We start from the raw sequence: 11,998 nt of genomic DNA, 5'->3' as shown, positions 1-11,998 counted from the left end.
CCTCAGGCGTTGCGCGAGAGCAGCGCCTCCGGCAGGCCGCGCGCCACGGTCTGCGCGATCAGCGCCACCAGCACCGCCTTGATGGCGTCACCGGGAATGAAGATGAGACAGGCCTTGGCCGCGTCCAGCACCGACAGCCCGCCGACCAGCGCCATGCCGGCAATGCCGAAGGCGTACATGACAACGATGCCGCCGGTGACGGCGGCGATGAGCGCGGCGGGGAAGACCGGCGCCTTGCGCAGCGCCTGCATGATCCAGCCGGCAACGAAGGCCACCGCGATCCAGCCGAAAATGAAGCCGACGGACGGGGTGAAGAACACGCCCAGTCCCCCGCGCCCGCCGGCCAGCAGCGGCGCGCCGAGCGCGACCACGAACAGCAGCAGCACCATGGCCAGCGCCCCGCGCCAGGCGCCAAGCATCACCCCCGCCAGCATCGCCCCCATGCTCTGGGCGGTGATCGGCACGCCGGCGGCGAAGGGCAGGTCGAAGCGCGGCAGCAGGCCGAGCACGGCGAAGATGGCGGCATAAAGCGCGATCTGGACGAGGCTGCGGTCTTTCATCGGCGGTCTCCGCGGGGTGCGCCGCCGCGCGCGGCCAGCGCCTCGGCGGTGTGATGGGACAGTCTGAGTGTCTGGATACAGAATGGCGCGAGCAGGCGCCAGCCGCCGCGCTTGCCGGTGCGAGCGCGCCAGGAGTCGTTCAACGCCTCCCACAGGGCAAAGAGCAGCGGCACAAAGCGGATCATCATCGCCACCGCCAGCGCCACCGCACGCGGCGAGCCGCCGAACAGCCGCAGCGGGGCGAGCAGCGGCTCAACCGCGTCCATCATCGCGTCCATGCGGGTGGTCATCGTCACCGCATTGGCGAGCAGCACCATGGCGAGGATGCGCGCCAGCACGACGAGGCCGGCGGTGATGTCGCCATTCCACCAATGAAAAGCCAGCAGTATGAGGAACAGCGGCCACAGCGGGCGCAGCAGGGCGATCTGCTTGAGCGCCGCCTTGCCGAGCGAGGCATAGAGCACAAGCGCGGCGAGAAGCAGCCCGGCCATGACCGGCAGGCTGTTCAGCGGCGCGGCGACAAGGCTGATGAGCGCCAGCGCCAAGAGCTTCCACCCGGCGGGAACGGCATGCAGCCAGGTACGCTCAGGCAGATAGAGCGAGATCACGCCAGCGCCTCGGCGAAGGCACGGTAGGCGGCGATCACCGCCTCGGGCGGGCCGTCGCCGCGCAGGCGGCCCGCATGCAGCCAGATCACCCGGTCATAGCCTTCGAAAGCATCGAGCTCATGGGCGACGAGGATCACCTGTTGCTCCAGCCCTGCGACCAATGACTCCAGCCGCCGGCGGGTGGGCAAATCAAGGCTGGAAAACGGCTCGTCGAGAATGACCAGCGCCGGCCGCATCACCAGCACGGCGATGATGCAGAGGAACTGCTTCTCGCCCTCCGAGAGCGCGTGCACCGGCCGTTCGGCCCAGTGCGCGCGCTGGAAGCGGGCGAGCGCCGGCACCGCCTCCTTCGCCGCCTCCCGGCGCGGCATGCCCGCCTGTTCCAGGCTGAAGGCGATTTCCTCGGCCACGGTGGGGAAGATGATCTGGTGGTCGGGGTTCTGGAAAATGAAGCCGACCTTGCGCGGCAGTTCGCCCGCCTGCGTCGCCGCATCGAGCCCATGCACGGTGACGCGGCCCTTCTCAGCGGCCAGAAGGCCATTGAGCAGACGCACCAGCGAGCTTTTGCCCGAGCCATTGGTGCCGATCAGCCCGACGCGGCGTTCGGCAATGTCCAGCGACAAATCGTCCAGCACCACCCGCCCGCCACGGGTGAGGGTGACGTTTTCGAGCTGGATCAGCGGGGCGTGCGGCACGGGGACATCCAACGGTGAGGAAGGCGGCATCTGCGCTTAATCGCGGGAGGTGCCGGCTCCGCGCCGCAGCGTGGCGCGCGCGAATTTGCGGAAGCGGGCGAAGGCCGCCGGCCCGTCGCCGGCGCGAGCGCGGATCACCGCCCCCTCATAGAGATCGATGAGATGCGCCGCCGTCTCGGCCGGATCGAGCCCGCCCTCGACTTCGCCTTCCTGCTGGGCCTGCGCGATGAGGGCGGCGAGGTCCTGTTCCCAGGCGGCGAACACCTCCGCCAGCTGGCCGCGCAGTTCCTCGCCCAGGCTGGGGACGGCCTGGGCGAAGGCGCCGTAAAGGCAGCCCGGCACCGCCGCCTCCGCCGAATCATGCTCCACCTGCACGAGATGGCGCTCGATCCGTGCCAGCGGGCTGAGCCCCGTATCGGCAAAGAGCTCCTGCCGCTGCTGGCGATATTGATCGGCATAGGACTTGAGCACCGCGCCGGCAAAGTCCTCCTTGCTGGCGAAGAAATGGTAGAAGGAGCCCTTGGGCACCGCCACCGACGCCAGAAGCGGGCCGATGCCAGTGCCTTCATAGCCCTGTTCCAACATGGCCCTTCGACCTGCGACGACGATCCTGTCGCGCGTGGATGGCTTTTCCATCATACTAGACGACCGGTCTACTGTTGCGTATCCTGCGGCGGATCGGAACACACAGAGGCGCCCATGTCCATCGTGCCGAAGCCTAGCGTGCCCGCACCCGTTGCAACAGCACCCGCGCCCGCTGAGCCGGCCTCGCCCGGCATCTTCGTGTCCCGGCGCGCCATCGGCCTCGGCGTGGTGCTGTTCTCGACCCTGCTGTGGAGCCTCGTCGGCCTGTTCGTGCGCATGGCCGATCTCGACGCGTGGACCATCATCCTCTGGCGTTCGGTGTTCGCCGCGCTGGCGCTGGCGCCGTTCTGGCTGCTGGCGACACGCGACAAGGGGCGGGCGCTGCGCGACATGATCGCCCCAGCCGGCCTCGTCGCCATCGGCCTCGCAGTATCCGGCAATGTCGGCTACATCGCCGCGCTGCAGCTGACCTCGGTGGCGACGGTGATGACCGTCTATGCCACCCTGCCCTTCGTCACCGGGCTGCTCGGCCTCTGGCTGCTGCGGGAGAAGCTCAGCCGGCGCTTCGGCGCGGCCGCGCTGGTGGCAGCGGCCGGCATCGCCATCACCGCCGGGGCCGCGCTGTCGGCGGGCGATGCCGCCGGCATGGTGGTGGCGGCGCTGATGACGCTGAGCTGGGGTGGGCTGCTGGTGCAGGCCAAGAAGCATCCAGGGCTCGACCTCACATTGATCAGCCTCATCTCCGCTCTTATCGCGGCGGTGATCGCCCTGCCGCTGGCCACGCCCGGCCTGCCGCCGGTCGCTTCGCTCTGGGCCTGCGCGCTGCTTGGCACGCTCACCTCCGGCCTTGCCAATGTGCTGACGCTGATGGGCGGGCGGCACATACGTTCCGGCGAGACCGGTCTGCTGCTGCTGCTCGACGTGGCGCTGTCCCCGCTCTGGGTGTGGCTCGTCTTTGACGAGCGGGTGGGCGCGCCGGCGCTGCTGGGCGGCGGGCTGGTGGTGGCCGCCGTCGCCGTCTATCTCTTCGCCGATGCGCGGCGGCGGACGCTGGCCTGCCCGGCGCCGTGAACGGCACGGCCGCCGCCCCCTGCCAGGTGGGATCAGGAAGGCGGCGCGAACAGGCCGGCGTCGCGGCCGGCACCTAGGCGGCCCCTACAGCATTTCCAGCGCCCGCCGGCGCGAGGGCGGCGGGAAGGCGGCGTCGAGCGCGGCGAGGTCTTCCGCATCCAGCCGGATGTCACGGGCGCCGGCATTCTCGCGCATATGGGCGGCGCGCGACGCCTTGGGGATGACGATGTTGCCGGGCATGCGCAGCGCCCAGGCGAGCGCGATCTGATAGGGCCGGGCATTGTGCTTGGCGGCGAGATCGGCGAGCACGCCCGTGCTCTTCAGCCGGCCGCGCTCGATCGGGCTATAGGCCATGAGCGGGATTTCATGTTCCTGCAGCCAGGGCAGCAGGTCCCATTCCGGTCCGCGACGGGTGAGGTTGTAAAGCACCTGATTGGTGGCGCAGGCCTCGCCGCCGGGGGTCTCGTACAATTCGTTCATGTCGTCGGTGTCAAAATTCGACACGCCCCAGTCGCGGATCTTGCCCTGGCTCTTGAGGTGCTCGAAGCCGATGATGGTCTCGGCCAGCGGCACGCTGCCGCGCCAGTGCAGCAGATAAAGGTCGATATGGTCGGTCTTCAGCCGACGCAGGCTGCGCTCGCAGGCGGAAACCACGCCGTTGCGGCTGGCATTGTGCGGGTAGACCTTGGTGACGAGAAACACCTTGTCGCGAAGCCCGGCCAGCGCCTCGCCGAGAAAGCGCTCGCAGGCGCCCTCGCCATACATTTCCGCCGTGTCGACCAGCGTCAGGCCGAGCTCGACGCCGAGGCGCACCGATTCGGTTTCCTCCGCCCGGACTTCGGGGCGCTCGCCCATCATCCAGGTGCCGATGCCGAGCGCCGGAACCTTGTGACCGCCGGGTAGAACCACCTTGCCGCTCATCTGCGCCTCCGTTTCATCCTCCGCCGGAGTGCCACTCCCGCGCCCTCGGCGCAAGCCGCGCGGGCGCCGTCGTGCTAATGTGCACGGGCACGCGCCCCGCCGACCCTCACCGCCCGGAACCCGATGCCGCCCTCGCCGACCCCCGACCCCCGCGCGCCCGCCCCTGCCCCGCCCGTGCCGGAGCCGGCGCTGGCCATCGGCCTGTCGGCGGTGATCGTGGCCGTGACCGGGGACGACCCGAAGGTGCTGACGCTGCGCCATGAGGACGGACGCGATTCGCTGCCCTCCGGCCCGCTGGAGCGCGGCCACCGCACGCTGGAAATGGGCCTGCGCAGCTGGGTGGAACGGCAGACGCTGCAGGAGCTCGGCTATGTCGAGCAGCTCTACACTTTCGGCGACCGCGACCGTGGCGAGGACGGCACGCGCGCGCTCTCGCTGGCCTATCTCGCTCTGGTGCGCGAGGCGCGCCCGGCCGGCGACACCGATGCCGCCTGGCAGAGCTGGTACCGCTATTTCCCCTGGGAGGACTGGCGCGGCGGGCGCCCCGCCGTGCTCGACACGCTGGAGCAAGGGCTGCGCGCCTGGGCGGCGGGCGCGGCGCAGGGACGGCTGAGCGAGCGGCGCGCCGAGCGCATCGCCCTGTGCTTCGGCGGCCCAAGCGGCAGCACCGAGGCCGGCTGGAACGAGGAGCGGGTGCTGGAGCGCTATGAACTGCTCTATGAGGCCGGGCTGGTGGGCGAGGCGCTGCGCGAGCGCGGCTCGGACCGCGTCGCTGCCGCGCCTTCCGGGCACGAGATGCGCGAGGACCATCGCCGCATGCTGGCGCTCGCCATTGCAAGGCTGCGCGGCAAGATCAAATACCGGCCCGTGGTGTTCGAACTGATGCCGCCCGCCTTCTCGCTCGGCCAGTTGCAGCAGGCGGTGGAGGCACTGTCCGGGGCGCGGCTGCACAAGCAGAATTTCCGCCGGCTGGTGGAGCAGCAGCGGCTGGTGGAAGAGACCGGCGAGAGCACGGCGGAAACCGGCGGCCGCCCCGCCCGGCTGGTGCGCTTCCGCCGCGAGGTGCTGCTGGAGCGCCCGGCGCCGGGGGTGCGCCTGCCCGGCGGGTTCGGGCGGCGGTGAGGGTTATTCCGTCCAGGGGTCGATGACCGGGACCCCCGCTGCCTCGAACGGGGCGCGGTCCCGGGTGGCGACGCGGAAGCCGTGCACGGCGGCGATGGCGGCGATCTGGCCGTCCGCCACGGAAATCGCCCGCCCGGCGCTCCGGGCTTGCGCCACCAGCCGGGCGAAGGCGTGCGCGGCGGCCGCGTCGAACGGCAGGATGCGGCTATCGAACAAGGTATCAAGAAGTTCGGCCAGGCCCGCGCGCAGCTCGTCCCGCCGGCGGCCGGCGGGCAGGATTTCCACGCCGAGCATGAGCTCAGACAGGCTGGTGGCGGTCAGAAACAGCGTCGACGCGGCCTGACGGTCGAGCCAGTCCAGCACCGCGGGGATGCCGGCCGGGCGCATCGGCTCGGAGACGACATTGGTGTCGAGGATGATCATTCAAACGAGGCCGGCTCAGCCGGGTCGCTCGCACGCATGGGCTCGAACTCGATCCCATTGAAGCGACGACCGAAGGCGGCGAGGGCCGAGCCGACCTTGACCCGCTCCGGCGGGCGCACAGCGGCCTGCAAGATTTCGCGGATCTCCGCTTCCGTGCTGCGCCCATGGCGGGCCGCCCGGTCCTTGAGAGCGCGGTGAACTTCTTCGGGCAGGTTGCGGATGGTGACGGCCGACATGGTTCTGCTCCCGGCAACATCAATGATATCATATTACGGGAAATGATATCAACTGGCTATGCTACCATCCAAAATCCGCATGACCCGATTTGTGACGAAGTGTTGACAGCGACTTATACTCAGTCCTAGCATAACGACGATCCGCCGGGCCCTGTTGCCCGGTCTTCTTTGGCCTGAGTTATACTCAAAAAGAGCATAATGGAGGACGCGATGCTGGATTTCGACGTCGCCGCCCATGCCGAGCGCCCCGAGGCGTTTGTCCCGGGCCTGACCGACGAGCGGCCTGCCGCGCCGGCGCTGGGGCATCTCTATGCCCGCGTCGCCAAGCACGTCACCCTGGCGGAATGGCCGCTGATCGCCCGCGAGGTCGAGGCGATCGAGCGCCTGAAGCGCGAGCGCAACGCCGTGGTGCTGGGCCACAATTACCAGGCGCCGGAAATCTTCAACACGGTGGCGGACATTGTCGGGGATTCGCTGGCGTTGGCCCGCGAGGCGGTGACGGTGGATGCCGACGTGATCGTCATGGCCGGCGTGCATTTCATGGCGGAGACCGCCAAGCTGCTGAACCCGTCCAAGACCGTGCTGATGCCTGACATGGGCGCGGGCTGCTCGCTCGCCGACAGCATCACCGCCGCCGATATCCGCCTGCTGAAAGAACGTTATCCCGGCGTGCCGGTCGTCACCTATGTCAACACCTCGGCCGAGGTGAAGGCCGAGAGCGACTATTGCTGCACCTCGGGCAACGCCGTGAAGGTGGTGCGCGCCGTGGCGAAGGAATGGGGCGTCAATCGCATCCTCATGCTCCCCGACGAGTTCCTCGCGCAGAATGTGCAGAAGGAAGTGCCGGAGCTGGAGCTGATAGCCTGGAAGGGCCATTGCGAGGTGCATGAGCGCTTCACCCCGCAGGACATTCGCGATTTGCGCGAGAACCATCCCGGCGTCGTGGTGCTGGCGCATCCCGAATGCCCGCCGGAAGTGGTGGCGGAGGCCGATTATGCCGGCTCCACTGCCGGCATGGCGGATTATGTGCGCGACGAGAAGCCGGCGCGGGTGGTGCTGATCACCGAATGCTCGATGGCCGACAATGTGGCGGTGAACCACCCGGATATCGAGTTCGTGCGCCCGTGCAATCTCTGCCCGCATATGCGCCGCATCACCCTGCCGAATATCCGCCGGGCGCTGGAGACGATGACGACGCAGGTGGCGATCGACCCCGCTATTGCCGACCGCGCCCGCCTCGCGGTGGAGCGCATGCTCGCCATCCGCTGATCGCGGCTCCTTCGCTCGCAGCCCGGAGAGGCCACACCGTGAGCCATTCGCGTGAGAACATCGTCGTCGTCGGCGGCGGGGTGGCCGGTCTTGCCACCGCGCTGCGGCTCGCACCGCTCCCTGTGACGCTGGTCGTCGCCGCGCCGCTGGGGGCGGAGGCCGCCACCGGCTGGGCGCAGGGCGGCATCGCTGCCGCGCTTGGCGCCGACGACCGGCCGGATCTGCATGCCATCGACACGCTGGCCGCCGGTGCCGGCCTGTCCGAGCCGGAGGTGGCGCGCCGCGTGGCGGCGGCGGCGCCGGAGGCGATCGACTGGCTGGTCGGGCTCGGCACGCCCTTCGATCGCGACGCCGAGGGCGGCCTCGCCCTCGGGCTGGAGGCCGCGCATTCCCGCCGGCGCATCGTCCATGCCGAGGGCGACGGCACCGGTCGCGTGGTGCTGGAAACGCTGACCCACGCCGTGCGCGCCTGCCCCTCCATTCATGTGATGGAAGGCTGGCGCGCGGGCGAGTTGCTCCCCGATGCGCAGGGCCGCATCGCCGGCCTCGCCGCCCGCGACCGCGACGGGCGCACCCTCACCTTGCCCGCCCGCGCCGTGGTGCTGGCGACCGGCGGGCTCGGCGGGCTCTATGGCGCCACCACCAATCCGCTCGGGGCGGTGGGATCGGGCCTCGCCCTCGCCGCGCGCGTCGGCGCCGTGCTGCGCGATATGGAGTTCGTGCAGTTCCACCCCACCGCCATGGCTGTGGGCGGAGATCCCGAACGGACCGCCTCTGGCGGCCCTGCGCCCATGCCGCTCGCCACCGAGGCGCTGCGTGGCGAGGGCGCGCGGCTGTACAACGGGCGCGGCGAGCGCTTCATGGCCGACGTGCCGGGGCAGGAACTCGCCCCGCGCGACGTGGTGGCGCGCGCGATCTTCGCTGAGATCGCCGCCGGGGAGACCGTGGTGCTGGACGCCCGGTTGAAGCATATCGACCGCCGCTTTCCCGGCGTCGCCGCGCTGTGCCGCGCCCATGGGCTCGACCCGGCGGTGACGCCGATCCCGGTGCGGCCGGCGGCGCATTACCATATGGGCGGCATCCGGGTGGACGCGGCCGGCCGCGCCAGCGTCCCCGGCCTGTGGGCCTGCGGCGAGGTCGCCTCCACCGGGCTGCACGGCGCCAATCGGCTCGCCAGCAATTCGCTGCTGGAAGCCTTGGCCTATGCGCGGTGGATCGCCCAAGATATCGCCGGCGAGAACGCCGCGCCCGGCCTGGCGCGCGCGCCCTCTCCCCCGCGCCCGCGCTCTCCGGCCCGGGCCGAGATTCGCGCGCTGATGGACCGGCAGGTGGGGGTGGTGCGCGACGCCGAGGGGCTGGAGGCCGCCGCCGCCCGGCTCGGCGCGCTTTCCGCGCGCGACGGCTGCGACCTCTCACTGGTGGCACTGGCGATCACCGAGGCGGCGCTGCGGCGCTGCGAGAGCCGCGGCGGGCATTTCCGCGCCGACCATCCCGCGCCAGCGGCGCTGGCCCGGCATTCGCAGACGCGATTCGACGAGACGCCGGGCGTCGCGCCCTCGATCGAGGCGCGGCAGGTGGCGTGAGAACCGTCCGGACGACGACGCCATGCCCGGGCGTGTCCAGGTCTTCCACTCCGGCGCCCGCGACGGGATGCCATTGAACCACCCTCATCCCCGGGCCCGACCCGGGGATCCAGACGACTGGGTGGCCGGGTCAAGCCCGGCCATGAGGGGCCTTGAATGTGAAGCGAGTCGAGTGATGTCATCTTCCCTCCCCCCCCTTCCCCGCCTGATGGTGGAACCCATCGTACGCGCCGCGTTGCTGGAAGATCTCGGCCGCGCCGGCGATGTGACGACGGACGCCTGCATTCCCGCCAGCGCCCGCTTCGACGCGGTGATCGGCTCGCGCCAGCATGGGGTGATCGCCGGCATCGACGCGGCGGTGATCGCGTTCGCGCTGATCGACCCCGCGCTGAAGGTCACGGTCGAGCGCGGCGACGGAGCCGAGGTGGCGCCGGGCGATGTGGTGCTGCGGCTGGAAGGCTCCGCCCGCTCCATCCTCACCGCCGAGCGGGCGGCGCTGAACATCGCCTGCCGGATGTCCGGCGTCGCCACCGCGACGGCGGGGCTGGTGGCCATCGCCCGGCAGCATGGCAAGGCGCATATCGTCTGCACCCGCAAAACCACGCCGGGCCTGCGCGCGCTGGAAAAGCACGCGGTGCGGGCAGGCGGCGGCTCCAATCACCGCTTCGGGCTCGACGACGCGGTGCTGATCAAGGACAACCACATCGCCGTGGCGGGCGGCGTGGTGCCGGCCATCCGCGCCGCCAAGGCGCATGCCGGCCACATGGTGAAGATTGAGGTCGAGGTCGACACGCTGGCGCAGCTCGACGCGGCGATGGCCGAGGGGGTCGACGCGGTGCTGCTCGACAACATGACCCCGGCCATGCTCGCCGATGCGGTGGCGCTGGTGGCGGGGCGCGCGCTCACCGAAGCCTCCGGCCGCGTCTCGCGCGAGACGGTGGGCTCGATCGCCGCGACCGGGGTGGACCTGATCTCGGTCGGGTGGATTACCCATTCCGCGCCGATCCTCGACCTCGGGCTCGACGCGGCGGGGGCTTGAGCCTCCCCCCTCCCAAGGTCGCAGGCTCAACTCGGCGCGAGGACGCGCGACTGCACTTGAAGAAGGCATGCCGTTGTGCGATGCATATAGGCGTCTGCTAATGGTCATGCGGGAGAGATCGACCGTCCTCCCGGATAAGTGTCGGCGCCGACGGAGCAACCCCCCAGGAAACTCTCAGGCACCAAGGACCGCATGATCAGGACGATCTGGAGAGAGGCGTCGCGCCGGGAATTTCCGGGGTAGGACGCCCACCGAAGGGGAAGCCCGGGATGGTGTGACGGCGTCGCCGTCGGTCCCGGGGCGAGCTCTCAGGTACCGCGACAGATGGGGACAGCCGGCCGGACGCCAAGCGGGGTACCGCGCGTTCGGGCCATGTCGTCCTCAAGCGCGGGAGCCACCCATGCGCCACATCGCCGTTATCGGCGCCGGTATCACCGGCGTCACCACCGCCTATGCCCTCCATCAGAAGGGCTATGACGTCACCGTCATCGACCGCCAGCGCTATTCGGCGATGGAGACCTCCTTCGCCAATGGCGGACAGCTCTCCGCCTCCAATGCCGAGGTATGGAACTCCTGGGCCACCGTGCTCAAGGGCATCAAGTGGATGTTCACGCCGGACGCCCCGCTGCTGATGAACCCCAAGCCCTCCTGGCACAAATATTCCTGGATGGCCGAATTCCTCGCCAACATCCCGAATTACGAGGCCAACACGGTCGAGACGACCCGTCTCGCCATTCAGGCCCGCAACTACATGTTCGACATCGCCAAGCGCGAGGGTATCGACTTCAACCACGAGACCCGCGGCATCCTGCACATCTACCGGGACAAGGAAGCTCAGGACCATGCCCGCAAGGTGTCCGCGCTCTATGCCCGGGGCGGGCTGGAGCGGCGCGAAGTGACGCCGGAGGAAATCCGCGCGATCGAGCCGACGCTGCATGGCAAGTACTATGGTGGCTTCTTCACGCCGTCCGATTCCACCGGCGACATCCACAAATTCACCTATGGGCTGGCGCAAGTGTGCCGGCGCTATGGCGTGCGCTTCATCAACGAGGCGAGCGTCGAGCGCGTCGTCCACACCGGCACAGGCAAGGACGGCACCGGGGTGGAGGTGACCTTCTCCATCGCCCCCGACGCCGAGGACGCGCTGCCGCGCCGCGAGACGCTCGCCTTCGACGGCGCCGTGATCTGCGCCGGCATCGGCTCGCGCGCCATCGCCGCCGGGCTGGGCGACCGGGTGAACATCTATCCCGTGAAGGGCTATTCCATCACCGTCATGCTCGACGATGAGGCGAGCCAGAAGGCCGCGCCCTGGGTGAGCCTGCTCGACGACAAGACCAAGATCGTCACCTCGCGCCTCGGCAAGGACCGCTTCCGCGTTGCCGGCACCGCCGAGTTCAATGGCGAGAACCGCGACATCCGTGCCGACCGCATCCGTCCGCTGGTCGACTGGACCCGCAAGCTGTTCCCCGGCGTCAACACCGCGCGCGTGGTGCCGTGGGCCGGGCTGCGGCCGATGATGCCGGACATGATGCCGCGCGTCGCTGCCGGCACGAAGCCGGGCGTGTTCTACAACACCGGCCATGGGCATCTCGGCTGGACGCTCTCTTGCGCCACCGCCGAGATCATTGCCGCCAAGGTGGCCGACGCGCTGCCGGTGGAAGCCCCGGCCCCCATGCTGCGCATGGCGGCGGAGTGACGCTGCCGCCCCCGCCGCTCACGCGGCGGGGTGCGTGCACCACCCTTTCCGACCCCCCGCCCCGGTCCGCGTTTCCGCTCCGGGTCTTGTGAGAGCCGACCCTTCCGGCTCCCGCCCCGCCCCCGGACGAACGCCGGGGGCGGTTTTATGTGAGACGGGGGCCGGCCCGGCATCGCGCCCTACGCCAAAA

General features: G+C 70.0%; 13 protein-coding genes and 2 riboswitches. Of the genes, 6 read left to right on the top strand and 7 right to left on the bottom strand.

Annotation, left to right across the window (positions count from 1 at the left end; all coding sequences use genetic code 11):
• Nucleotides 1-2: 2 nt before the first annotated feature.
• The 4 genes from J2S75_RS08810 to J2S75_RS08795 are packed head-to-tail and all read right to left on the bottom strand — an operon-like array spanning nucleotide 3 to nucleotide 2,499.
• Complete coding sequence (locus J2S75_RS08810) at nucleotides 3-560, bottom strand: biotin transporter BioY (protein ID WP_244378171.1); 558 nt, start codon at nucleotides 558-560, stop codon at nucleotides 3-5.
• The gene (locus tag J2S75_RS08805) at nucleotides 557-1,168 is read right to left on the bottom strand and encodes an energy-coupling factor transporter transmembrane component T family protein (RefSeq protein ID WP_307019457.1); all 612 of its coding nucleotides are present in this window, start codon (nucleotides 1,166-1,168) and stop codon (nucleotides 557-559) included. Before J2S75_RS08805 ends, J2S75_RS08810 begins: the two co-directional genes overlap by 4 nt.
• On the bottom strand, nucleotides 1,165-1,863 hold the full coding sequence (locus tag J2S75_RS08800; protein WP_307019456.1) for an energy-coupling factor ABC transporter ATP-binding protein: 699 nt from the start codon (nucleotides 1,861-1,863) through the stop codon (nucleotides 1,165-1,167). Before J2S75_RS08800 ends, J2S75_RS08805 begins: the two co-directional genes overlap by 4 nt.
• A 36-nt stretch (nucleotides 1,864-1,899) precedes the next feature.
• Nucleotides 1,900-2,499: a TetR/AcrR family transcriptional regulator gene (locus tag J2S75_RS08795; RefSeq protein ID WP_307019455.1), complete on the bottom strand. Its 600-nt coding sequence runs from the start codon at nucleotides 2,497-2,499 to the stop codon at nucleotides 1,900-1,902.
• Nucleotides 2,500-2,562: 63 nt separating this feature from the next.
• Between J2S75_RS08795 and J2S75_RS08790 the strand changes: the two genes are divergently transcribed.
• On the top strand, nucleotides 2,563-3,519 hold the full coding sequence (locus tag J2S75_RS08790; RefSeq protein ID WP_307019454.1) for a DMT family transporter: 957 nt from the start codon (nucleotides 2,563-2,565) through the stop codon (nucleotides 3,517-3,519).
• An 84-nt stretch (nucleotides 3,520-3,603) separates the two neighbouring features.
• On the opposite strand, the gene J2S75_RS08785 is transcribed toward J2S75_RS08790, so the two are convergent.
• Nucleotides 3,604-4,440: an aldo/keto reductase gene (locus tag J2S75_RS08785; RefSeq protein WP_307019453.1), complete on the bottom strand. Its 837-nt coding sequence runs from the start codon at nucleotides 4,438-4,440 to the stop codon at nucleotides 3,604-3,606.
• A 123-nt stretch (nucleotides 4,441-4,563) separates the two neighbouring features.
• On the opposite strand from J2S75_RS08785, the gene J2S75_RS08780 reads away from it, so the two are divergent.
• Nucleotides 4,564-5,562 (top strand): NUDIX hydrolase, encoded by a 999-nt coding sequence (locus J2S75_RS08780; RefSeq protein ID WP_307019452.1) that lies wholly within the window; start codon nucleotides 4,564-4,566, stop codon nucleotides 5,560-5,562.
• Between the two features lie 3 nt (nucleotides 5,563-5,565).
• On the opposite strand, the gene J2S75_RS08775 is transcribed toward J2S75_RS08780, so the two are convergent.
• Entirely contained in the window at nucleotides 5,566-5,985 is a 420-nt protein-coding gene (locus J2S75_RS08775; RefSeq protein WP_307019451.1) for a type II toxin-antitoxin system VapC family toxin, read from the bottom strand.
• Nucleotides 5,982-6,221 (bottom strand): FitA-like ribbon-helix-helix domain-containing protein, encoded by a 240-nt coding sequence (locus J2S75_RS08770; RefSeq protein WP_307019450.1) that lies wholly within the window; start codon nucleotides 6,219-6,221, stop codon nucleotides 5,982-5,984. Before J2S75_RS08770 ends, J2S75_RS08775 begins: the two co-directional genes overlap by 4 nt.
• Before the next feature lie 210 nt (nucleotides 6,222-6,431).
• Between J2S75_RS08770 and nadA the strand changes: the two genes are divergently transcribed.
• From nadA to J2S75_RS08750, 4 genes are all read left to right on the top strand, one after another.
• Complete coding sequence (nadA, locus tag J2S75_RS08765; protein ID WP_307019449.1) at nucleotides 6,432-7,490, top strand: quinolinate synthase NadA; 1,059 nt, start codon at nucleotides 6,432-6,434, stop codon at nucleotides 7,488-7,490.
• Nucleotides 7,491-7,528: 38 nt separating this feature from the next.
• A complete protein-coding gene (locus tag J2S75_RS08760; protein ID WP_307019447.1) occupies nucleotides 7,529-9,073 on the top strand; it encodes an L-aspartate oxidase in 1,545 nt (514 codons plus the stop codon).
• A gap of 175 nt (nucleotides 9,074-9,248) precedes the next feature.
• A complete protein-coding gene (gene nadC, locus J2S75_RS08755) occupies nucleotides 9,249-10,112 on the top strand; it encodes a carboxylating nicotinate-nucleotide diphosphorylase (protein WP_307019445.1) in 864 nt (287 codons plus the stop codon).
• A 99-nt stretch (nucleotides 10,113-10,211) separates the two neighbouring features.
• A riboswitch (glycine riboswitch) is annotated at nucleotides 10,212-10,313 on the top strand.
• Nucleotides 10,314-10,316: 3 nt separating this feature from the next.
• Nucleotides 10,317-10,438: riboswitch (glycine riboswitch) on the top strand.
• 74 nt (nucleotides 10,439-10,512) lie between these two features.
• Complete coding sequence (locus J2S75_RS08750) at nucleotides 10,513-11,808, top strand: D-amino acid dehydrogenase (protein WP_307019444.1); 1,296 nt, start codon at nucleotides 10,513-10,515, stop codon at nucleotides 11,806-11,808.
• The last annotated feature ends 190 nt before the right edge of the window (nucleotides 11,809-11,998 follow it).

It is taken from the genome of Ancylobacter polymorphus, assembly GCF_030813495.1.
GTDB lineage: Bacteria > Pseudomonadota > Alphaproteobacteria > Rhizobiales > Xanthobacteraceae > Ancylobacter > Ancylobacter polymorphus.
This window is presented reverse-complemented; position numbering and strand designations above follow the sequence as displayed.

Excerpts from the sequence above, each read along its gene's own strand:
- J2S75_RS08770 (WP_307019450.1), bottom strand. The coding sequence starts at position 6,221 with ATGTCGGCCGTCACCATCCGCAACCTGCCCGAAGAAGTTCACCGCGCT.
- J2S75_RS08785 (WP_307019453.1), bottom strand. The coding sequence starts at position 4,440 with ATGAGCGGCAAGGTGGTTCTACCCGGCGGTCACAAGGTTCCGGCGCTC.
- nadC (WP_307019445.1), top strand. The coding sequence starts at position 9,249 with ATGTCATCTTCCCTCCCCCCCCTTCCCCGCCTGATGGTGGAACCCATC.
- J2S75_RS08780 (WP_307019452.1), top strand. The coding sequence starts at position 4,564 with ATGCCGCCCTCGCCGACCCCCGACCCCCGCGCGCCCGCCCCTGCCCCG.
- J2S75_RS08775 (WP_307019451.1), bottom strand. The coding sequence starts at position 5,985 with ATGATCATCCTCGACACCAATGTCGTCTCCGAGCCGATGCGCCCGGCC.
- J2S75_RS08795 (WP_307019455.1), bottom strand. The coding sequence starts at position 2,499 with ATGGAAAAGCCATCCACGCGCGACAGGATCGTCGTCGCAGGTCGAAGG.
- nadA (WP_307019449.1), top strand. The coding sequence starts at position 6,432 with ATGCTGGATTTCGACGTCGCCGCCCATGCCGAGCGCCCCGAGGCGTTT.
- J2S75_RS08790 (WP_307019454.1), top strand. The coding sequence starts at position 2,563 with ATGTCCATCGTGCCGAAGCCTAGCGTGCCCGCACCCGTTGCAACAGCA.
- J2S75_RS08750 (WP_307019444.1), top strand. The coding sequence starts at position 10,513 with ATGCGCCACATCGCCGTTATCGGCGCCGGTATCACCGGCGTCACCACC.
- J2S75_RS08810 (WP_244378171.1), bottom strand. The coding sequence starts at position 560 with ATGAAAGACCGCAGCCTCGTCCAGATCGCGCTTTATGCCGCCATCTTC.